The organism is Streptomyces sp. UG1 (genome assembly GCF_049974585.1).
Classification (GTDB): domain Bacteria; phylum Actinomycetota; class Actinomycetes; order Streptomycetales; family Streptomycetaceae; genus Streptomyces.
This window is the reverse complement of sequence record NZ_JBNGGG010000037.1, coordinates 1-22083: the sequence shown is the minus strand read 5'-3', so window position 1 is coordinate 22083 and position 22083 is coordinate 1. Positions and strand designations below refer to the sequence as shown.

The window sequence follows — 22083 nt, the reverse complement described above, 5'->3', positions numbered from 1 at the left end:
GAACGTTGATTGCCACGTCCCTTTTGTCAGGTCAATCAATCTCGTGGGCGGAAGGAGGCTTGATGGACGTCACATGCTGCATCGCCCGTACGTCACCCGTTGGCCACCTTGTCGTCACCCGGCGGCTTGTACGTTCGTCGCGCTCGATGTCCCTTTCGCCGGTCATACGGAGGTGTGCGCATGGGGCGCCCGGAAAGACCGCTGGACCCGACGGCCGGTCCCGTGTCGCGGCTCGCGCACGAGCTGCGGGAGCTGCGCAAGGCCGCGGGGAGCCCCTCGTACCGGAAGATGGCCGAGGCGGCGGGCTTCTCCGCGACAACGCTGTCGCAGGCCGCGGCCGGTGAACGGCTGCCGTCCCTCGCCGTCGTCCAGGGCTATGTGCGGGCCTGCGGCGGCGACCCGGACGAGTGGGAGCCGCGGTGGAAGGACGCCGAGGCGGAGGTGGCGGGGGAGGTCCGCGAGGACGACGAGGAGGCGGCGCCGCCGTACCGGGGCCTGTCCCGGTTCGAGCCGGCCGACCAGGGGCTGTTCTTCGGCCGGGACCGCCTGACGGAGGACCTGCTGGAGCTGGTGTGCGGGCATCGGTTCGCCGCGGTGTTCGGCGCCTCCGGGAGTGGGAAGTCCTCGCTGCTGCGGGCCGGACTGATACCCCGGCTCCAGGAGGAGATCGCGGAGCGGGGGCGTCCGGCTGTGCTGCGGGTGCTGACCCCCGGCGACCGGCCGGCCGCCACGTACGGCCATCTGCTGACCCCGGCGGCGGACGAGCCCGAGAGCTGGGTGGTCGTCGACCAGTTCGAGGAGGTTTTCACCCTGTGCCGGGACCGGGCGGAGCGGGCCCGGTTCATCGACCTGCTGCTCGCCGCCCGCGACCCTGACAGCCGGCTGCGTGTGCTCATCGCCGTACGCGCCGACTTCTACCCCCGCTGCGGCGAGCACCGCGGCCTGGCGGACACGCTGTGCGGCGCCGGGCTGCTGGTCGGTCCGATGACCGCGGAGGAGCTGCGGGAGGCGGTCGTCAAGCCGGCGCAGGAGGTCGGGCTCCTGGTGGAGCGTGAGCTGACCGCGCGGATCGTGGACGAGGTCCTTGACGAGCCCGGCGGCCTGCCGATGCTCTCGCACGCCCTGCTGGAGACCTGGCGGCGACGCAAGGGCCGGGTGCTCACCCTGGCCGCATACGAGGCGGCCGGGGGCGTGCGCGGCGCCATCGCGGCGAGCGCCGAGGAGGCGTACGGGCAACTCACCGGGGAGCAGGCAGACGCCGCCCGGCGGCTGCTGCTGCGGATGGTCGAGCCCGGCCAGGGCACCCCCGACACCCGGCGCCCGCTGACCCGGGCCGAGCGCGACGTGTGGGCGTGCACCCACGTGCCCGTGGTGGTGGAGCGGCTGGCCCGCGCCCGGCTGCTGACCGTGGACGAGGACGCCGTCCAGCTCGCCCACGAGGCGCTGATCACCTGCTGGCCGCGGCTGCGCGGCTGGATCGAGGAGGACCGCGAGCGGCTGCGCCACCACCGCGCGCTGACCGATGCCGCCCGCATCTGGCTGGAGCACGAGCGCGACCCCGGCGCCCTGTACCGGGGCACCCGCCTGGACCGTGCGGAGGAGCTGTTCCCCGACCATGAGCACGACTACTCCCTGACCGTGCCGGAACGCGAGTTCCTCTCCGCCGCGCTGGCCGCCCGGGAGGCGGAACGCCGGGCCGCCGCCCGCTCCACGCGCCGGGCACGGGCGGGGACGGGCGCACTGGCGGCGGTCCTCGTGGTGGCGCTGGTCGCCGGTCTGGCCGCGTGGACGCAGGGCCGGGACAACGAGCGCCGCCGCATCGACGCCGCCGCCCGCCGCATCGCCGCCGTCGCGGACGGCCTGCGCACGACCGACCCGCGCACCGCACAGCTGCTGGGCGTCGCCGCCTGGCGCGTGTCCGAGCTGCCGGAGACCCGGCGGGCGCTGCTGGGCTCGCTCGGCCAGCAGGAACTGGACACCTTCAGCGACCGGACGCCGGGCGACGGCCCCTTCCGCCGTCTGACGGACTCCGGTCGCACCCTGCTCAGCGTCGAGGGGCGCACCTGGCGGACCTGGGACGTGGCACGGCACCGGCGGATCGCCGAGGGGCGGCTGCCGCAGGCCGGCACCGCGGTCGGGGCGAGCCCGGACGGGCGCCTGCTGGCGATCCACGGGCGGCATGGCCGGGGCGAGGGGGTGCGGCTGTGGGACACGGCCGCCGGACGATGGGCCGGTGACCGGCTGCCGGTGTCGTCCGTCGTGGACTTCGGCGAGAGCACGTACGCCGTGCGCGGTGTGGACGAGTTCCGGGCGGGGGTGCACTCGGCCGCGGACGGGAAGCTGTTGTTCGAGGCGGCGGACACCGCGGCGCCGAGCGAGGACGGCCGGCTGATCGCGGTCTGCCCCCTCGGGGAGGGCGGCGCGCCGCAGGTGCGGGACCTCACGGACCGGCGCACGGTGCACGGGCGCTGGGAACGCGTGGGCGACGTCTGCGGCGAGGAGCGCCTGCAGCTGGTGCTCGGCGGTGGTGGACGGTGGCTCGCCGCGGTGATGCCGAGCGGCGTGCGGGTCTGGGACGTCCGGTCGGGGGAACGGCTGCCCGACCTCCCCCACACGGGAGTGGGGTACGCCGCCTTCAGCAAGGACGGGAAGTTCCTGGCGACCGTCGACGGGGAGGAGATCAGGGTGTGGCGGCTGGGCGTCGGCTTCCCGGTGTTCCGGCACTCCCCCAACAACCAGCACCTCGGCGATCTGGCCTGGGACCCCACCCGCCCGGTACTGCGCTATCTGGAGGCCGGCACGGTCCACGCCCTGGACGTCGCGACGGCCGTGACGTCCGCCTGGCAGGACGAGCCCGCGGACAAGGTGCTGATCAGCCCGGACGGCCGCACTGTCGCCACCGCGCGACGCACCGGCGACACCTACCGCTTCGAGCTGCGCGACACACGCGACGGACGACTGCTCAGGGCACTGCCGCCCACGCCGCCGCTCAGCGTGTCGCGCGACCCCTCCCGGCCGGCGCTCCCGGAGTACACCCTCCCCCAGCTGGCCTTCACCCCCGACGGCAAGGCGCTCGCGTACGGCGTCACGGCGCCCGGTCACGAGGCGTCCCCGCAGCGCCTCACGATCTGGGACGTCACCCGGGGCCGGGCCCGCACGACACTGGACCTGGCGGTGAAGACCTCGGCCGGGGCGGTGATCACGATCGCCCTCGGCCCGGACGCCCGCACGCTCCATGTCACCCGCACATCGGATACCGGCGAGCTGACCAACGAGACCTGGGACATCGCCCGCCACCGCCGGACGGTCCTCCCCGGCCTGTCCAGCGGTCACCTGGCCGTCCGCCCCGACGGCGGGCTCCTGGCCGGCGACAACCGGACGGCGAGCCTGCCGGACGGCAAGACCACCGGACGCGACCTGGTCCAGAGCGACGACATCGGCGCCGTCGCCTTCGCCCCGGACGGTTCGCGGCTCGCGGCGGGGGACCTGACGGGCCGGGTGGCGCTGTGGGACGCAGCGGTCCGGCAGCGGGAGGGCACCATGCCGAACGTCTTCCCCGCGGTCCCGGAGGGAGAGACCGGCGGGCCGGACGACGGCTCCTACCCGGTCAGCGACGACACCTCCGAGGCCGTCAGCGCCCTTGCCATCAGCCCCGACGGCCGCACGCTGGCGGTGGGCGGCGAGGCGGGAAGCCTCCAGCTGTGGGACATCGCCACCCAGCAGCCGCTCGGCGGCCTCCTGACCACACCCGGCGACACGATCGAGACGGTGGCGTTCGGCGCGGACAGCGGCACGGTGTACGCGGGAAGCGCGCACGTGCCTCTCCAGCGCTACCCGATCGACCCGGCCCGGGCGGTCGAGTCGGTGTGCGCGCGGGCGGGAGCGCGCGAGCTGACGCGGGCGCAGTGGCGGACGTACGTGCGTGACGTGCCGTACCGGAAGGTGTGCGGCGACTGATGCGTCCGGCATTGGTTCGCCATCGCCTGGTCAGAGGCTGTTGATCGACCTGATGGAAAGGCCGGCCGATCAACTCCCGGCCCCTTGATGATCGACCCGTCGAGGAATCCGACGGGAGATCCCCCATGAAGATCCTGAAGAACGGCCGTCGCCGGATGGCGATGCTGACGCCGGCCCTCGCCCTCGCGCTGATCCCCTTCTCCACGGGGACCGCCAACGCCAACACCAGCCCCGGCTGGGGCGACGACAAGCCCGACGTGATCTGGGACTGCAACAACAACAACTGCGCGGGCAGCAGGGACCAGGGCTTCGACCTCACGTTCAGGGTGGACCGCACCACCGAGTACTCCTTCCAGCAGACGACGGGCGTGGAGGTCTCGGCAGGCTTCTCGGACGTTCTCGAAGGAGGCATGTCCGCCAGCTCGTCACAGTCGGAGACCTGGAAGGCCGGCACGACCACCAGCGCCAGCACCACCCTGAAGGGCACCATCCCGCCCGGCGAGGCCGGCGGCTACTGGTTCGCACCGTACGAGCGCCACTCCCAGGGCTGGCTCGAGGTCCACTACGGCAAGCGCAAGAACGGCCACTACTTCTGGTACTACCCGGGCCAGGGCTCGACGGGCGTCAACATCAAGACGCCGGTGACCTGGCCGGACGGCACGATGAAGGGGAAGTGGTACTGGGCGACGTGGAAGTGCTGAACCAGGCGCTGCCCGTCACCCGGACGGACCGGCGCACTGGTGGTCGTACTCCCGCAGTGGTGCCTTAAGAACACGTACCGATCTTGAGCCCGCTCAGGAGGCCCCGCGATGTCACGTCCCCCGGCCCGTGCAGTCGTCGCCTCGGCGTTCTCGGCAGGCGTGGTGCTGACCGCGTCCGCCTGCTCCGTCGCCGGTCTGGGGACGGTCGGCCCGGGGCCGCGCACCCCGGCTTCCCCCGCCTCCCCCGGCACCGCGTCGCACGCCCCCGTCGCCGCGCCCACGCTGACGGAGGCCCAGGTGCGGGCCGCGCTGATCACCGAGGACGATCTCGGCGAACCCTGGGTGCCGACCGAGGGGTTCGCGACCTGGCGGGAGACCGTGCTGAAGGCGAGCACCGAGTCGCGCGCGTGCGGGCGGCTGCTCGACGCCCTGTACGCGGAGGAGCTGTTCGGCCCCGACGCCCGTACGCGCGCGTCGATCGGGCTGGACGACGCGTGGGGCGGGGCCCAGATGCGCTACCGGATCGTGGCCCATCGCCCCGAGGACGTGGACCGGACGCTGGCATGGCTCGGCGGTCTGCCGGACGAGTGCGGCCGGTTCACGGCCACCGCGCGCGGCGGGCAGCTCGCCGTGGAGGTGACACAGGCGGACATGCCGCGGGTCGGGGACGCGGGGCAGGCGCTGCGGATCGTCCTCAGCGGTGTCTCCGAGTACGAGGACGCGCCCACGCTCACCCTCGACGTCGCCGCCGTCCGCGTGGGCGACGACGCGATCACCGTCACCAACGGCGGCCTCGGCGAGGTGTCGGCCGACGCGACCTGGACGGCCGTCGAAGTGGGCGCCCACCGCCTGGCGGAGGCCGGGAAGCAGAGCCGGCGCTCCATCTGATGTAGCGTCAGGCCAGCTGCTCCACCGCGTCCTTGGCCTCCTTCAGGCCCGCCCCGGTGATCTCCCGGTAGAGCTTGATCGCCTGGATCTTCCTGTTGTCGCGCAGGAGTGCCACCACCTCGTCCATCCGGGGGTCGTCCTCGCGCAGCCCCAAGTGGTCGATGATCAGGTCGAGTTTGCGCTCGATCCGGGCAACCCGCTTGTCGGCCTGGGAGAACCGGCTCTGGACGCCCAGCAAAAGGGCCAGTACGCCGAACAGCACGAAGAAAAGAACCGTCATGTCCATGGCCGACGATCTTAGGTGGGATCGAACCGCAACCGGTGCGCCACCACGTCCCGCGCCACGTCCAGCGCCGTACGCTCGTGCGCGAACGCATGCGCCCGCAGCCGTGCCAGCGCCTCGTCCGTGGCGACGCCGAGCTGGGCCATGATCATGCCGGTGGCCTGGTAGACCTGGTCATGGTCGGTGGTGAGACTGTGCAGCCACCGGTCGTCCCCCAACTCGCCGGCGTCCTCCACGCGCGGCAGCGCCATCAGCGCCACCGTCATCATCTCGGCCATCAGCCGCGCGGTGCGCAGCTCCCGGTCGTCGAGGTCGCCGGGGGAGTCGCGGTAGAGGTCGAGCGTGCCCACGCACACCGTGTCGTTGCCGAGCGGCATCGAGTACACCGCCCGCACCCCGGCGGCCGTGGCCTGCTGGGCGAAGACCGGCCAGCGCTGCACGTCCTGCCCGGCCGTCAGATCCCGGGCGAGCACCGGCGCCCCGCTCTGCGCGGCGGACTGACAGGGGCCGTCGCCGAGGGTCGCCTGGAGCTCGGTCACATACGCGGCCTGCGCACTGCTCGCGCCGAGCTGCACGGGCATGCCGTCACTGTGCAGCGACACACTCGCGCCGGTCACGGGCAGCAGCTCCACGGCGACACCGCACAGCCGCGCCGGTATCTCGCCGGCCCCGGCCCCGCGCACACCGTCGGCGATCGCGTCCGCGGGCCCCGCCGGCTCCTCGTGCTCGTCTCTGGGCCGCACGGCAGCCTCCTCTTTCACCGCTCGCCCTGGCCGACGCCCGACTACCCGTAGCCGGTACCTCGAAACCCCGGTCGGCCACAGCGCCCCTCAAGGGGCGCGGGGAACTGCGCGACCAGCCACAACGGCGCCGCAGCCAACCGACGACCGAACCCCGGCACTCACCGCTTCTCATACGGATTAGCCGGCTCCGCAACCCGCCGCACCGCCACCGCATCCAGCACCGGCGGCCACGCCGCCTCCGCGCCCAGCCCGCCCTTGGGCCGCCACGTACCGGTGACGGAGACCCACGCCTCAACCGGCGGAGCCACCTCGCCCTGGATCTCGACCTTGCTGGTGCTGGCGTCGGCGGCGCAGCAGGCGATGAGGAGCCGGGTGACGTACCAGGTGCCGTCGTCGTCCCGGGTGACGAAACCGGTCAGCCGCACGGTACGGCCCGACAGCGACCGCCCACTGTCATAGAGCGCCCGCGAGCCGAACTCGTCCAGCGTCAGCTCCACCGGGTCCCCGGCCGGCAGCGCGGGGAAGGTCCCGACACCCTGCTCGGCACGCCGCTCCGCCTCGCGCTCGGCGCTGTAGGAGCCGAGGGCAGGGGGCGGGAAGAGCAGAAGGGCGAGGGCGGGCAGGGTGAGCAGCCAGGCGATCCGAGGGCTGTGGCCATGGTCGTGACAACCCGCATCCTCATGCCCTTCGTCCTGCGCCCCCTCCCGCCGCCGTACGACCCCCGTGACCGCCGCAATCGCACCCAGCACGACGAGCACGCACCCGGACACCACCAGATACGGCCGCAGCGCCGGCTGCACATACCGCAGGTACAACTCGCTGAACAGCGATATCCGCAGGATCGCCGCGCCCGTCAGGAGCAGCAGCACCGCCGGCCCGTACCGCCTCACAGCAGCCACCACCCCACCACCACACTGCTCGCCACGGCCACCACCCACGTCACGGACGAGAACCGAAGCGCGAAGGACCGCCCGAAGGTGCCCGCCTGGAGGGCGATCAGCTTCAGGTCCACCATCGGGCCGACCACCATGAACGCCAGCCGCGCGGTCGGCGAGAAGCCGCTGAGGGAGGCCGCGACGAACGCGTCCGCCTCGCTGCACACGCACAGCACGACCGCCAGCACCGCCAGCAGCAGCACCGACAGCCACACCGACCCGGTGAACAGGTCGAGCACGGACCGCGGCACGACGATGTTGAAGGTCGCCGCGGCCGCCGCACCCAGCACCAGGAAGCCGCCCGCGTGCAGGAAGTCGTGCTGCAGGCCGGCGGTGAAGGCGCGCAGGCCGGTGGCGGTCGCATCGGCGTGCCGTTTGGGCGGCCGCAGCCACTCCTCACGGCCGAAGCGGACCCACAGCCAGCCCATCACCACCGCTGTGGCCAGCGAGGCGACGAGCCGGGCGAGCACCATCTCGGGCTGCCCGGGAAAGGCGACGGACGTGGCGACCAGGACCACCGGGTTGATGGCGGGAGCGGAGAGCAGGAAGGCGAGCGCGGCGGCCGGGGCGACTCCGCGTCGCATCAGGCTCCCGGCCACCGGCACGGACGCGCACTCACACCCCGGCAGGACGACACCCGCCGCCCCCGCGACGGGCACGGCGAGCGCCTGATTCCGGGGCAGCAGCCGATTGAAGACCTTCTCCGGCACGAAGGCCCCGATCGCCGCCGAGACGACGGTGCCGAGCAGCAGGAAGGGCACGCCCTGCACCGAGATCGCCGTGAAGACGGTCCACCAGGCGGCGACGGCCGGGGTGTAGAGGCCGAGCGCGAGCATGGGCCCGAGGACGGAGGCGACGGTGGCGATGGCGATGAGCGCGGCGCCGCCGAGCACGGCGTACACGAGCGTACGTATGCCGAGCCGCAGCCCGTCGCCCACGGTCCGCTGGTTCTCCACCGTGTCTGTCCCCACCCTGTTCGAATATCTCTGCGAAGGCTAGCCGGTCCGAGCGGTGCGCGGGCTCGGGTTCGGGTTCCTCACAGAGGAGGCTGCGCGGGCGCGGGCCCCAGGGTGGTGGTGCCGGGGGCGGTACGGTGCCCGAGCCCCGTCCGGTACGCGTCCAGCGCCGCCTCCACCCGGCCGGTGCGGCGCAGCAGATCGCCCAGCAGCCGGCACAGGTCGGCCAGGTCACCGGCCGCGCCCGCGCGCTCCAGCAGGCTCAGGGCGCGGACGTAGTGCTCCTCGGCGGCCTCGCTGTCACGGGCGTCCTCGGCGATGATGCCGAGGAGGCGGTGGGCGGCGGCGGAGTGCAGCGCGCCGCGCTCCGGGCTGAGGTCGCTGAGCACCTCGTGCAGTAAGCCGGCCGCCTCCTCGGACTTGCCGCGCCGGTGCAGCACGTCGGCCAGCTCGACGGCGACCTGGCTGGTGTAAAGGGCGGCGCGCTTGGCGGTGAGCATGGTCTGCGCCTCGCGCAGCTCGGCCTCGGCGCGCTCCAGGTCGCCGTTCTGGGCGTAGACGTAGCCGCGCATCCAGTGGCAGTTGGCGAGTTCGGTACGGATCTGCAGTTGCCGGTACAGCTCGGCGGCCTTGGCGAGCGAGGCGTCGGCCTCGGCGACACGGCCCTCGGCGAGCAGGGTGCGCGCGACGGACCGGTGCATGCGGGCGACCAGGGCCGGGTCGCCTGCCTGCGGGGCGAGGGCGAGGGCGTACTCGGCGGCCTGGGCGGCGCGGGCGTGGGCGCCCATGTCCATGTAGGGGCCGATGACGCTGGCGTAGAGCAGCAGCAGGGCGTCGGGGTCGTGCAGTCCGCCGCGATTGAGCTCGTCGAGGGTGGATTCGAGGAGGTAGACGGCGTACCGCAGCTCCCCTGCGAGATAGTGGGACACGGCCCGCCCGCGCAGGGCCGGGACGCGGGCGGGCAGTGGCGCGCCGGCCTCGGCGAGGACCTGCTCGGCGCGCTCGAAGTGACCCCGGGCGGCGGTGAGTTCCCCCGCGTCGATCCCGCACTCGCCGAGCCCGAGCAGCGCGGCGGCCCGCTCCTCGGCGAACCCGTGCGCCTCCGCCTCCGCGAGCAGCGCGGTGTACTGCTCCACGGCGGCCTCGGCGTCGCCGGTGGCGAGGACGCGCTGGGCCTCGGTCAGTCGCAGCCGCAGGTCGGTGACAAGGTGCGCGGGGCGCCCGGTGGCGAGCTCCTCGAAGGCGACGCCGAGCCGTTCGGCGATATGCCGCAGCGCGTCGTCGGAGGCGCGGACGCGGCCGGCCTCCAGGGTGGAGATATAGGCGGGGGTGTAGGCCGGCTCCGCCAACTGCCGCTGCGTCAGCCCGCGATCGGCCCGCAACTGCTGCACTCTGCGCCCGATCGTCCCCGGGTCGTCACGGTCCGACATCGCTCAACTCCCCCTGGCCCCCTTGCCGTTAGCGTCCGACAGCCCCTAGGTTAAACCGCGTATTAAACATGGTTAACCCAATGCTGTTGCGAGGTCGCCATGCAGGAACGCACCAGCACCGCCGGACGTTACACCCGAGGCGCCGCCGCCGCGGTGGTCGCCGTGACGACGCTGATCCTGGCGGCCAACGCGGGGCCGGCGCGGGCGTCGGCCCTTCACCACCAAGGCGCGCGGCAGGCTCAGAACTCGGCGGTGTCCAGCTCGAAACCGAGCGGGGCGGGCAGCGGGACGGTGAGCCCGAGCTTGTACTTGGGGTTCTGGGTGTACTCGTCACCGGACGGCTCGGAGTAGACGACGACCTCCGACTCTTCCCGATCGATCAGCAGATAGACAGGGATACCGGCGCGGGCGTAGCCGTGCATCTTCTTTTCGCGGTCGCGGGCGGCGGTGCTGTTGGAGGTGACCTCGGCGACGAGGAGGACGGCGGACGGGTCGTGCCACTCTTCCTGGTCATGGAAGCTGCCCTTGGGGGCGATGGTCAGGTCGGGGAGGACATGACCGGTTCCGGAGGCGCAGGGGATGTTCAGGCCGATGCCGGTGTAGGTGAACAAGAAGTCGCCGGGGTCCTTCCGGACGATCTGGTGATTGACCTCCGACACGATCTCCGCGTGCTGCCCGTCACCGGGTGGCGTCACGCAGGTGATTTCCGCTTCGATCAGCTCCACGCGCCAGCCCTCGGGAGCCTTCGCGCTGGACAGCTCGAAGGCCTGCGCGATGCTCACGCCGCCTGGGCGGGTGGGCTCGTTAATCACAGTCGTCCTTCCGCCCGGCTGGTGTAGGCGTATCCATCTGCTCGCTGGAGCAGGGTGAGATTCCTGTATGAGGTGTCCACGGGCCCGGCCAGGGTTGGGATGCGGTGCCGTCCGGTGGAGCGGACCATGACGCGGCCCGTGTGGATTCCCCGGTACTTTCCGGCGGGTACGTCGGCTCGGACGAGGTCACCGGTCTGGTAGCCAAAGAGTTGTTTCTGCCGGGGCATGTGGAGGCGGGGAAAGCCGTGCTTGTCGGTGCGGGTCCGGCAGTGGGTTCCGCGTCCCGCGCACCCGGCCACAAGCACCCTCGAGACCACCTCGGTGACGACATCGAGCTTGCCGACGTTGAGCGCGTCGAGCGTGTGCGACTTGGGCAGGTGGTTGCGGGTGCGGTTCCACTTTGTCCGGCCCCCCGACGCCGCGTGGGTGGGCAGGCGGGTGTCCAGTGCCCTCCAGAGGGCCCAGCGCACCGATTGGACAGCCGCCGCGTCCCGCAAGGAGGACTTGGCCTGTTCCTTGATTCGGGCGAGGAGCTTCGGCTGCTGTGCGAGGAAGTCCTCCACCGACTGGTTGGACTTGGCCCGGTTGCACGGGACGCAGGCGAGGCACAGGTTGCTGACACGGTCGCTGCCGCCCCGTGACCTGGGGTGGATGTGATCGATATTGAGCGGCACCCCGGAAGCCCCGCAGTACGCGCGGCGGCGGTCCCACTTGGCCAGCAAGTACTCACGGACCTCGTACCCGGCGAGGGCGCCCTGCTGGTACTCGGCTCCCTCCAGCGGCTGTCCGGCCGACAGAGCGTGAGTGTCGAACGCGACCCGCTCCACATGCACCGCCCGCACCGGGGCCCAGCGCGACAGCCGATCGATCCACGACACCGTGGTGTCGACACGGTGCCGCAGGCTCGGGGCCAGCCAGCCGTCCGGCCTGCGCCGGTTGAGGAAACGCGGGGCCCGGTAACGCAGGTTCTTCGAACGGCGGCGACGCCGGTAGGCAGCGCGCTGCCCCAGCTTCTTCCGGTTCTTCCGGATGATGGCGCCTCGGTGGTCGAGCTGCACGGCGAACCTCGCTCGGCGCTCCCCGGCCTGCGTGGTGAAGACGGCCAGGCCGGTGTGCTTGGAGCCCGGGTCAACGCCCACCTCGACACCGTCCACCTCCGACTCGGCGATGGTGCGGTCTGTGAGCCGGATGACGAACGGCGTATGCCGGTGAACAACAGCGCGGCCCTTCCTGAGGAGTTTGCGCGCCCGAGCGGGGGTGCAGGGCTGCAAGGGATGGTGGTGCTTGTCGAGTACCAGAACGTACGGGTGGGACTCACGCCCCTTCTCCCCAACCCGGCGGTTGGGGGTGACGCCCGAACCGCCAGGTGAAACGGTGCGGGTCTCCTCTCGCACATGTCCCGCGCCCGATACCACCCCGTGGTGGTCTTCGAGCCCCGTTTCGTCCCTGCTCCCGGGGTTGTCTGCTGACTCGAATTCGAGAGCGAGCTGCTGAGGAAGCACAGCCCGGTCGGTCTTCTGTCGCACGCGGAACGTAGCCAACGTCGGTCACCTCCTTGACGTGTCGTGTGGCTGGTGCTGGTCACACGAGGGCTCGGCCCCTCACGGGGGACAAGCTCCGGCCCGGCAGGCCGGGGAGCGTGTAACGGCAGACCTCCTTCGCTAGCCCGACCGTCTCAGGGCGGACCGGCAGCCCGCGCAGGGAATCCGGAGTCGTTCACTCGAACGAGTGTGCTGTTACGTTTCCGCGGCGTGCCCCAGGCAGCGTAGGTCGAAATCTCCGCGACATCCGCACCCACCCGCTGTTACGGTCCCCTCATGCAGCGCGCCAACCCGTCTCTCACGACGACGCCGGACCCCGTCCCGGCGCGCTGACACCTGAGCGAAGAACCGAGCCCCGGGGCGAGTGCCCCGGGGCTTCGGCGTGTGGGTGTTCGTCCCTTCGGCTCTCAACCGGAGGAGCAGCTATGCACGACCACCGCCGCCTCGGCCGCGAACTGGACCTTTTCGACACCGATCCCCTGATGGGCGCGGGACTGCCGTACTGGCTGCCGGACGGGGCGGTCGTCCGGCATGTGCTGGAGGAGTACATCCGGGAGGTGGAACGCGAGGCCGGGTACCGGCATGTGTACTCGCCCGTGCTCGGCAAGCGGGAGCTGTACGAGATCTCCGGGCACTGGGAGCACTACAGCGACGACATGTTCCCTCCGATGGAGCTGGGCGGTGAACAGGTCGTGCTGCGTCCGAGCCTGTGCCCGCATCACGCCCTGATCTATCGCTCCCGGGCTCATAGCTACCGCGAACTGCCCTTTCGCATGGCGGAGTTGGGTGGCATGTACCGGTCCGAGCTGTCGGGGGTCCTGGGCGGACTCACCCGTGTCCGGGCGATCCATCTCAACGACGCCCATGTCTTCTGCACTCCCGACCAGGCGGTCGACGAGGCCCGCGCCGCCCTGAAACTCATCGCCCGCGCTTACGCCGATCTGGGGATCGGGGCCGTGCGCCACCGTCTCTCCCTCCCGGTTGAGGGCGGCGACGCCGGCAAGTACGTCGCCGGTCCCGCGCTGTGGCGCCGTGCGATCGCGCTGCTCAGGGAGGTCCTGGACGGCTCCGGTGTTCCGTACGAGGCGGTCGAGGGCGAGGCAGCGTTCTACGGTCCCAAGATCGACGTCCAGATCGCCGACCCGGCGGGGCGCGAGGCGACCCTGTCCACCGTGCAGATCGACTTCCACCAGCCCGAACGCTTCGACCTGCACTACATCGGCCCCGACGGGGCCCGGCACCGCCCGGTCATGGTGCACCGCAGCATCATCGGCAGCGTCGAGCGGGCGGTGGCGCATCTCATCGAGCAGCACGGCGGCGCCTTCCCGGTCTGGCTGGCGCCCGTGCAACTGCTGATCCTGCCGGTGGTTCAGGCACAGCGGGGACCGGCCGAGAAACTGCTGCACCGAGCCCGCCGAATGGGTCTGCGCGCCGAACTCGCCGGTCCCGAGCACGGCACCCTGGGTGCCCGCGTCCGCGCGGCGCGCCTGGTGCCGTACCAGGCGGTCATCGGGGAGCGGGAGGCGGCGGCGGACGGCGGGCCGGCGGCCGTACGGCTGCGGGACGGGCGCAGGCCGGGGGCCGTACCGGGAGGGGAGCTGGTGGCCAGGGTCGCGGCCCGGGCGGCGGATCGCGGCCCCGGACTCTGGGACGCCCATGACGCCCATGACGTCCACGCACACACCCCATGACGGCAAAGACGCCGTATGGCGTCGTCGCCGCGCACGCACAAGACCGCGCGGCGATGACGCCATACGACGACGCACTCCACCTACAGCACACCGTAAGGTCGCTCTCGTAGCGCCCGCCACCGCACCCGTGACGAGGGGAGCCCGCCGTGACGAACGCCGGCCGGTCAATTCCGGTGATCATCGACTGCGACACCGGCGTGGACGACGCGCTGGCTCTGCTGTTCGCCGTACGCCATCCGGGGCTCGATCTGCGCGCGGTCACCTGTGTGGCCGGGAACACCGATGTGGACGGCGTCGTCCGCAACACCCTGACCGTGCTGGAGCAGGCCGGCGCCCCCGAGATCCCGGTCGCCCGGGGCGCGGCCCGTCCGCTGATCGAACCGGCCCGCGCCGCGCGGCATGTGCACGGCGAGGATGGTATGGGCGACCTCGGCCTGCCGGCCCCGCGGCGCGCCCCCGTCGACGTGGACGCGGTCACGCTCCTGCGCCGTGAGATCCTCGCCTCCCCCCGCCCGGTGACGCTGATTCCCACCGCGCCCCTCACCAACATCGCCCTGCTGCTGCGCGCTCACCCCGAGGTGACCCGCAACATCGAGCGGATCGTCTTCATGGGCGGCGCGGTGGCGTGCGGCAACGCCACGCCGGTGGCGGAGTTCAACATCTGGCACGATCCGGAGGCGGCCGCGATCCTGCTCACCGCTGGGGTGCCGATCACCATGTACGGCCTGGACGTCTTCCAGCAGGTCGTGGTGGACGGCGCGGACGTACGGCGCCTGCGCGCGAGCACGGACGCCGGCACCCGCCTCGCCGGCGAGCTCCTGTCCCACCGCCCGGCCGCACCGGACGTCACCCCCGACTCCGAGGCCGGCGGCATCGGCGACGCGGGCGCGGTCTGCGCGGTCGTGGACCCGGCGGGCATCTCCACCAGTCTCCTGCCCGTGGAGGTCTCCCTCGCTCCGGGCCCTACCCGAGGCCAGACGATCGTCGACCGGCGCCCCCGTCCCGGCGAGTCCGAGATCCACGCGGGCGTGCGCGAACAGCACCTGGTGGATGTGGCCCTGGACGTAGACGTGGACCAGTTCGTGAAGTTGTACTTGGCGACGGTCGAGCAGGTCAGGAACAGTACTGTTCCTTAGACGCCCCGGCGGGGCCTGCCTCGTCTTGGCGCTGGTGGCCGCCAGGAACTCACGTCCTCGGCCGAGAGGCCCCGGCGGAGGAGGTGTTCCTCATATACGTGTCTCAGCGTGCTCTCGTCCGGCGGCGAACCGGGGGCGGGCCCGTCGTCGTACGACGTGACCCACAGGAGGAGGTCTGCCAACGCCCTGAGCAGCGGAAGAGCGGACTCAGGACGATGCGCGTGGGCGTGGGACTCGGCTTCCAGGAGATCGAGGACCACCCCTGCCCGCTCATGAGCGTTCCAGCCGGCCCAGCCGATCGGCGTTGTGGGCGACAACGGCGAGACGGTCGACCCGAATGAGACGAAACGCTCGTTCGGGATGTCGAACTTCCCGCGCTGTTTCCAGTACGACAGCCTGAAGAAATCCGCGGATGTGAAGCGCGGGGGTAGCTCACGGCGTACGTCGGAGCCGACTGGCCCCCTTCTGTCTTCCTGGCGCTGGGCCTCCCACAGTTCCTCCCACTTCTGCCGTTTGCCAAGGCCCGATGCCTTGTACCGGAGCGGGGCTGCCTGCGGTACGTGCTCGTCGGCGAGGAGATCCAGAAGGATTTCGGCCACTCCCGTACCGGGCGCGTAGTGTGCCGCTGGTTCGGTGAAGTCCTTGTCATCCCCTAGCAGTTCGGTCAGTTCCCGAACGGTCCGGGCGACGGCGCGCCGTCCCCATGGGGATGTTTCCCACCACAGTCGGGGCGACTCGCAGTGGTCCAGCAGGCGTTCGCGCAGGATCTCGCTGATGATGACGTCCCACGGGGGAGCCGACCAGCGGCGCTTGTACTCGGGCTGTTCCAGCAGCGACAGCGAGGCGTTCTCCCGGATCGCGTTCACTCGGCGTTCCACCACATCCCGGTAAGTCCGGGGCCAGTGGTCAGGGATCTCGGGCACAGGTGCCGTCCCATGGCGGTGGAACCAGTCCGTCTGCGCCTCGCCCGCCGCGACCCTCCTGGCCAGTGCAATCTCGAAGGCCCGCTCGCCGAGGGCGACCTCGGGCAGGTCCTTCGACGGAGCGAGCAGCTCTTCTCCGTGGGAAAGCAGCCCGTAGAGGCTGTACACCTTCCAGTCGAGTTCCTCCTGGATCGCGATCATCCGCGCCCGGATCGAGGACCATCGACACTGAGCCGAGGCGAGGAACTGTCCGGTGATCCGCGTCCTCGTGTCGGAGATCTCCCGCAGTACGTGCCTCGACTCGGCCGCCAGACGGTCTAGTTCCCTCGCCTCGTCGACCGGGAATGTGGAGGGGAGCGGCAGGTCGAGGAGTCGGGTGGAGGTGAACTCGTAGATCTTCTCCCAGGCCTCACCGCCGCGGAGCTGGTCGATACGGGGCTGTCCCTTGCTCTGACTCATCTGTTTGAGCCAGAAACACACGGCCGAGCTGTTGAGAGCACCGAGGAGTTCGAGATGAGGCTCCTCGGTGTCGCTCGCCGAGAGCTTGATCACCGGCGCGGAGTTGAGCGGGACGGCGGAGCCGCGGAGCAGGCTGAAGTGAGGGTGCGTGGCCACCCAGGGAAAGACGATGGACCACGGATGCGTGTCCCATCCCGACGTGGACTGGTGCCAGTCGTACCACGGAGCCGTCCTCTTCGCGCCCTGCCTCTGCCGCAGCACCGTCCGGTACGGCCACAGGCGCCGGTGATGGCCTGGAAGCAGCCGCAGGTCGACGGGTTCCCGGACGTTCTCCGCGCGAGGATGGAACGCCATGAGCGCTGGGGACGCGGACCAGTCGCGTACCTCGGACCCGGTCAGCACGGGGACGGTGGCGGACTCCTCGGCGCCGCTGCGTCGGAAGGCACGGGCGGTAGCGCAGAAGAGGTCGTCGGACCCGGTGTTGGCGGCGTATCCGATACGGACGACTCGTTCACGGAGCCGTCTGCCGGCCTCCATGCGGTGCAGCAGGTCTCTGGCCGCCGACGGCGTGAGACTCCAGGGGAAGACGCTCAGATGCTCGCGTTCCTGGAGGTAGGACTCCGCCCACTGACGCGTGGCGCCTGCCGTGAACGACAGCTCTCGCAGCGACCGCCAGACGTGTCCTTCCGAGGGCACCGCCGGTGCTATGGGCTCGCCCTGACGGCCAACCACCACATGAACGGGTACGCGAGGGTCGGGTACGCGGTTGCGTCCCACGAGAATGGCGGTGGGGGTGCCGTGTCCCGGGATGTACGCCCCGGACGCGTCGATGATGTGCGAGACCTGCACTCCGGCCAGGACACGTTCGATGAGGTTCCGCCCGAATTCCCGCTTCATGAAGGAGTTGGACGTCAGAAGGCCGACGTAGCCCGCCCTCTCCCCCGCCAGCGCGAGACCGAAGGCGAGTTCCGTGAACGGAACCGAAAGCGGATAGGGGCCGCTACAGCTCTCGTACAGGTCCCGGTAGGCCGTGGACAGTGCCTTGTCCTTGACGGTGATGTAGGGCGGGTTCGTCGTCACCACGTGGTAGGAGGCAGGGCGGAGAAGCCCATGACGAGTGGCGTACTCGTCGACGTCGTCCGCTGGATCGAACCGTGCTGTCGTCTCGGCGCGGGCATCGGCACGGCCGTACAGGAGTGAATCGCCTGTCGCCACCACCAGGGGCAGGTCCGGAACGTCTTCCAGTCGCCGCTCTCCGGTACTGTTCATGGCGGCCAGCAGCAGGCGGAAGCGTGTGATGCTGACTGCGCACGGGTCGATGTCGCAGCCGTGCACGGACCGCAGGGCTCTCGCTGCACGTTGCCACGGGCTCATCTGCGGCCTGGCCTCGGACCACCGCAGGAAAAGTCGCTCATAGGCGTCGATCAGGAACGCGCCCGAGCCGCAGGACGGGTCGATGATCCGGAAGCCGGACAGCCCCGCCGCGTCGGATGCGTGGTCGGCCAGGGCAGGTTCGAGCGTGAGGTCGTGGATCAGGCTGACGACGAAGGGTGGGGTGGAGACCTGGCCGTACGCCTTGAACGCGCGATCGTTGATCACCGAGTGCAGATCTGCCAGGAATCGGGTGGAGCGTGCCGTGTCGGCGAAGTCGTGCACGAGGGCACCGTCCGGCGTCCGGCGGCGCCAGAAGGAGAGCAGTGCCTCGCAGGCATCGTGGCTGGGCCGCATGCGCCACAGAGGATGGCTGGTCCTGTCGAACACCGACGCCATGGGCGGCTGCGCGCAGAGGCGGTCGACGGCGTGGGCGATCAGGTCGCCGGCCGATGCCCCCGGATGGGCCGCGTAGAAGGTCTCGTCCGCGGTGTCCGCCGTATCCGTGACGAAGGACAGGTCGAGCAGACCGTTGTCCTCGCAGAACCGGATCATGGCGGTGGCGAGCACCCACGCCGTTGCGGTCCGGGAAAGCTGCGCATCCTGCCATGACTCCCAGGTCTCGGATGTGAGGCCGCCAAGCCTTGCCGTCTCGTACTCGTCCCGCAGCTTCTCGGTGGCCGGGTCGGTGTCGGCGCGCCCGTGCAGGTCCCGTTCGATGCCGGCCGTGAGTCGCCGCAGTTCCTCAGTCAGGACATTGTGGGCGGACATATGGCCCTTCCTGGTCGGTATTACTGCGCCTCGACTCACTAATTGTGATTCTGCGGCGAGGTTATCACTGTGAGAGTGTCGTAAATACTTGAGAGTGTTGGACTCTCTCGCTACGCTCCTGTCCTCGACGGCGGACAGACCGCGTCCTAGGTGAAGGGATGGCCCATGGGTGGCGGCGGGGGCCTGAAGGAGGTGTGGGTGGCGATCATCTTGCTCGTCGCCCTGTTTCTCGGGGGTGCTGCCGCCGTTGTCTTCTGGGCTGCAGGGCGCGGCAGTCCGGTCGAGGCTCGCGTCAAGGGCGCGCTTGCGGCGGGAGGAATGACGTTCCTGGGTGTGGCGTCCCTCGGGGTCACCGTGGGGATTTTCTTGAGTGGCTGATCGCAAGGAGAGTGAGGAGTATAGTCCTTAGAAGTGTGCCCCTAGCGAAGGAGGATGCTGTGCGACGTCAGACGGGGCTGGGCAAGCCCTCACGCGTTTTTGACCGGGGCACCGAGTGGGACGGGCTGACCGCCTTCCTGAACCGGCCCCTGCCGCATGCCATGCTCGGGATCGTCAGCGGCAGGCGGCGCATGGGCAAGACGTACCTCCTTCGAGCACTCGTCGAGCAGTGCGGCGGCTTCTACTTCGGGGCCACGGCCGGGACGGAGACGGAGTCCCTCCGGCAGTTCAGCACGGCTCTGGCCGAACACGTGGGCTCTCCCGCGCCTTTCACCTTCTCCTCCTGGGACGACGCGATCTCCTATCTCTTCGGCCTCGCTGCCCCCGGCCGGGGGAACGGGCCGTTCCTCGCGGTCATCGACGAGTTTCCGTACCTGGTGAAGGTCTCCCCGGAGCTTCCGTCGCTCATCCAGCGCGAGATCGACCGCTGCCAGGTGGAGGAGAGCCGCATGCGGATGCTCCTGTGCGGCTCGGCGATGTCGGTCATGGGCGGCCTGCTGGCCAGTACCGCGCCTTTGCGTGGACGGGCTCAGCTTGAACTCGTCGTCCGGCCCTTTGGATACCGGGCAGCCGCGGACTTCTGGGGAGTCGCCGGTGAACCGGCGCTCGCGGCCCGACTGCATGCCGTGGTCGGAGGCACGCCCGCGTACCGCCGTCAGTTCCTGGCGGACGACATTCCGGTGGATCCCGGCGACTTCGACGACTGGATCTGCCGAACGGTCCTCTCGCCGCTCAGCCCGCTCTTCCGGGAGGCGCGCTATCTCCTTGCCGAGGAGACAGACATCCGTGACACCGCGCTCTATCACTCCGTTCTCGCGGCGGTGGCGCAGGGCAATACGACGCGCGGGGGCATCGCCGGCTACATCGGCCGTAAGTCCGTTGACATCTCCCACCCGCTCAACGTCCTTGAGGACAGCCACCTCCTCGCGCGCGAGGCGGATGTGTTCCGGGCGGGGAAGTCGCAGTACCGCATCACCGAACCACTGATCAACTTCTACGAGGCCGTCATGCGTCCCGCCTGGACGCGGTTGGAGAGTGGCCAGGCCGTGGAGGTGTGGGCCCAGTCGGCCGAGCGGTTCGCGGCTCAGGTGGCGGGGCCGCATTTCGAGGCCGTGTGCCGCGAGTACGTGCTTGGGCCGGGCCGGTCTCTGCTCGGCACGTCACTGGGGCAGGTCGGAAGCGGGGTGGTGACCGACCCCAAGGCGCGGAGGCAGATCCAGGTCGACGTGGCCGTGGTCGAACCGGGATCCGGGGGGGCCAAGCCGTCTGTCGCTCTGCTCGGGGAGGCGAAGTGGGGGACCGTCATGGGGATGAACCACCTGGAACGGCTCGCCCGGGCCCGGGACGTCCTTACCCAGAGGGGCATGGACACGACGGTATGCGGGCTGGCGTGCTTCAGCGGGGCAGGCTTCAGCGATGCCTTGCGGGCCGAAGCAGAACGAGGTGGTGTCTTGCTGATCAGCCTCGACGAACTCTACGGTCGTGTCATGCCGACGGTGGTGCTCCCGTAGCTGGGTCAGCTCCAGGGGGCAATGCCCTGGGAGGCCGGGAAGGCGGCTTGCCCTTGTCCAATCGCATAAAGGCTCCGCTTCGGAGCCTGTGACGTGCGGTTTTCCTGGCCGTTGGCACCGTGCTGGTACGGCCGGGGTGAGGGGAACAGTGCCTCAGCGCAGGACGAGCACCATCGCGCACAGCTCCGGCGCACCCTCGAACGGCACCGTCTCCCCGACCGTGCGGTAACCCCATCCCTCGTACATGGCCCGCACCTTGCCGTGCTCCTTGTGCACCAGGAGCGTCACCCGCTCCTCACCCCGGCCGTGCAGCAGCTCGTCATGGATCGCCCTCGACGCCCCGGTGCCGCGCCATGGGCGGCGAACCATCAGCTCGGACAGGGCGAATGTCCGCCCGCCGGTCTCCGCCGTGAACTCCCCCGACAAGGCCGGCGTCACCTTCGCCCACCACGTGGTGACCGCGCTCAGCGGGGCGCCGTACGCGTAGCCGACCGGCTCGCCCTGGTCGTAGCCCACGACGCACGAGAAGCCCTCGCGGGCCGACCAGTGATCGACGAACTTCGCGAACTCCTCCCGCCCGGCGAGCGGGTCGTCACTGCCTTGGTACACCTCGTCGTGCATGTCGAGGAGGAGTCCACGGATCTCGGCAGCGTCGGCGTGGCCGTAGTGCTTCAGGTCGAGTCGGGTGGGCGTGCTCACGAGGGGCGTCCTTCCTGCTGCTGGGCGGCTTTGGCCACTCGGTGGAGGCGGGCGGTGATACGGCTGCTCGCGACTCCGGAGACGGGCACGGTGGAGGCGGTCTCTGCGGCCTGCCCCCTGTGCCCCTGGGCGAGCTGGAGCTCGGCGAGCAGCACCGTGTAGTAGGCCCGGTTACGGGAGAACCGCGTGTCGAGGAGGTCGAGGGCCTGCGCGGTCTGCTGCTCGGCGCGTGCGTACTGGCCGGCGCTCTGGTGGGCGATGGCGCCGAGCCCGGTCAGCTCCGCCGGGGTGAGGAAGCTCAGCCAGCTCGGGGCGCCCACAGTGTCGGCGCGATCGTAGGCGCGTTCCGCAGCGGCGAGCTGGCGGCCCATCCCGGTGGCGTCCCGGGTCTGTGCGAGGCAGTCGGCGAGCCGCGCGTGCAGCAACGCCGTGATGAGCGGCTGTGCACGCAGGTGCCGTTCCGTCAGTGCGGCCCGGTTGATGCGCGCGGCCTCCGCGGGGCGCCCGGCGTGCTCGGCCTGGGCGGCGAGGTCGGACCATGCCCGGGTCACGGCGAGGGGCTCACGTGCCAGCAGGGCGGCCTGCAAGGCTTGGTTGCGGAACTGATCCGCGCGGGCGTAGTCGCCGCAGTCGTGCGCGGACCGGCCCGCGCACGCGGCGACGTCGGCCACGGCGCGGGTCAGGGCACGCTCGACGCGGTCGCCGTACGTGCAGTCGTTCAGGGCCCGCTGAAGCCGCGTGAGGTAGTCGGCGGCGACGTCGACTAGGGCCTGTTGTGAAAGTGCTGGTCACAGCCACTCGTTGATGGCTGCGACCAGCACGGTCGCTTCGTAGCGGA

17 protein-coding genes are annotated in these 22083 nt (G+C 70.9%); 7 read left to right on the top strand and 10 right to left on the bottom strand.

Features of this window, described 5'->3' with window-relative positions; genetic code table 11:
* The first annotated feature begins 180 nt into the window (after window positions 1–180).
* The 3 genes from ACP4J3_RS35080 to ACP4J3_RS35070 all read left to right on the top strand — a co-directional run bounded on the left by ACP4J3_RS35080 (window position 181) and on the right by ACP4J3_RS35070 (window position 5546).
* The gene (locus ACP4J3_RS35080) at window positions 181–3957 is read left to right on the top strand and encodes a hypothetical protein (protein ID WP_426540346.1); all 3777 of its coding nucleotides are present in this window, start codon (window positions 181–183) and stop codon (window positions 3955–3957) included.
* Between the two features lie 125 nt (window positions 3958–4082).
* Window positions 4083–4658: a hypothetical protein gene (locus tag ACP4J3_RS35075; RefSeq protein ID WP_426540345.1), complete on the top strand. Its 576-nt coding sequence runs from the start codon at window positions 4083–4085 to the stop codon at window positions 4656–4658.
* 108 nt (window positions 4659–4766) lie between these two features.
* Window positions 4767–5546: a hypothetical protein gene (locus ACP4J3_RS35070; RefSeq protein WP_426540344.1), complete on the top strand. Its 780-nt coding sequence runs from the start codon at window positions 4767–4769 to the stop codon at window positions 5544–5546.
* A 7-nt stretch (window positions 5547–5553) separates the two neighbouring features.
* On the opposite strand, the gene ACP4J3_RS35065 is transcribed toward ACP4J3_RS35070, so the two are convergent.
* From ACP4J3_RS35065 to iscB, 7 genes are all read right to left on the bottom strand, one after another.
* Entirely contained in the window at window positions 5554–5832 is a 279-nt protein-coding gene (locus ACP4J3_RS35065; RefSeq protein ID WP_426540343.1) for a ribosomal protein L7/L12, read from the bottom strand.
* Window positions 5833–5843: 11 nt separating this feature from the next.
* A complete protein-coding gene (locus ACP4J3_RS35060) occupies window positions 5844–6572 on the bottom strand; it encodes a GAF and ANTAR domain-containing protein (RefSeq protein ID WP_426540342.1) in 729 nt (242 codons plus the stop codon).
* A gap of 158 nt (window positions 6573–6730) precedes the next feature.
* Window positions 6731–7462, bottom strand: coding sequence for a TIGR03943 family putative permease subunit (locus ACP4J3_RS35055; protein WP_426540441.1), 732 nt, complete (start codon window positions 7460–7462; stop codon window positions 6731–6733).
* A complete protein-coding gene (locus tag ACP4J3_RS35050; RefSeq protein WP_426540341.1) occupies window positions 7459–8478 on the bottom strand; it encodes a permease in 1020 nt (339 codons plus the stop codon). The genes ACP4J3_RS35055 and ACP4J3_RS35050 overlap by 4 nt, the downstream gene beginning before the upstream one ends.
* Window positions 8479–8543: 65 nt before the next feature.
* Entirely contained in the window at window positions 8544–9893 is a 1350-nt protein-coding gene (locus tag ACP4J3_RS35045) for a tetratricopeptide repeat protein (RefSeq protein WP_426540340.1), read from the bottom strand.
* Between the two features lie 239 nt (window positions 9894–10132).
* A complete protein-coding gene (locus ACP4J3_RS35040) occupies window positions 10133–10675 on the bottom strand; it encodes a Uma2 family endonuclease (RefSeq protein WP_426540339.1) in 543 nt (180 codons plus the stop codon).
* 26 nt (window positions 10676–10701) lie between these two features.
* Window positions 10702–12003: an RNA-guided endonuclease IscB gene (gene iscB / locus ACP4J3_RS35035; RefSeq protein WP_426540440.1), complete on the bottom strand. Its 1302-nt coding sequence runs from the start codon at window positions 12001–12003 to the stop codon at window positions 10702–10704.
* A gap of 668 nt (window positions 12004–12671) precedes the next feature.
* On the opposite strand from iscB, the gene thrS reads away from it, so the two are divergent.
* Window positions 12672–13937 carry a threonine--tRNA ligase gene (gene thrS, locus ACP4J3_RS35030; RefSeq protein WP_426540338.1) on the top strand — a complete coding sequence of 422 codons (1266 nt, stop codon included), beginning with the start codon at window positions 12672–12674 and terminating at the stop codon, window positions 13935–13937.
* A 146-nt stretch (window positions 13938–14083) separates the two neighbouring features.
* Entirely contained in the window at window positions 14084–15073 is a 990-nt protein-coding gene (locus tag ACP4J3_RS35025; RefSeq protein ID WP_426540337.1) for a nucleoside hydrolase, read from the top strand.
* Here ACP4J3_RS35025 and pglX read toward each other — a convergent pair.
* Window positions 15070–18597, bottom strand: a complete 3528-nt coding sequence (gene pglX / locus ACP4J3_RS35020) for a BREX-2 system adenine-specific DNA-methyltransferase PglX (protein WP_426540336.1) — start codon at window positions 18595–18597, stop codon at window positions 15070–15072. The genes ACP4J3_RS35025 and pglX overlap by 4 nt on opposite strands.
* Window positions 18598–18795: 198 nt before the next feature.
* On the opposite strand from pglX, the gene ACP4J3_RS35015 reads away from it, so the two are divergent.
* Both ACP4J3_RS35015 and ACP4J3_RS35010 read left to right on the top strand, forming a co-directional pair.
* A complete protein-coding gene (locus ACP4J3_RS35015; protein ID WP_426540335.1) occupies window positions 18796–18975 on the top strand; it encodes a hypothetical protein in 180 nt (59 codons plus the stop codon).
* 59 nt (window positions 18976–19034) lie between these two features.
* A complete protein-coding gene (locus ACP4J3_RS35010) occupies window positions 19035–20546 on the top strand; it encodes an AAA family ATPase (protein WP_426540334.1) in 1512 nt (503 codons plus the stop codon).
* Between the two features lie 153 nt (window positions 20547–20699).
* Here ACP4J3_RS35010 and ACP4J3_RS35005 read toward each other — a convergent pair whose 3' ends face one another.
* Window positions 20700–21245, bottom strand: a complete 546-nt coding sequence (locus ACP4J3_RS35005) for a GNAT family N-acetyltransferase (RefSeq protein ID WP_426540333.1) — start codon at window positions 21243–21245, stop codon at window positions 20700–20702.
* On the bottom strand, window positions 21242–21916 hold the full coding sequence (locus ACP4J3_RS35000) for a hypothetical protein (protein ID WP_426540332.1): 675 nt from the start codon (window positions 21914–21916) through the stop codon (window positions 21242–21244). Before ACP4J3_RS35000 ends, ACP4J3_RS35005 begins: the two co-directional genes overlap by 4 nt.
* Between the last annotated feature and the right edge of the window lie 167 nt (window positions 21917–22083).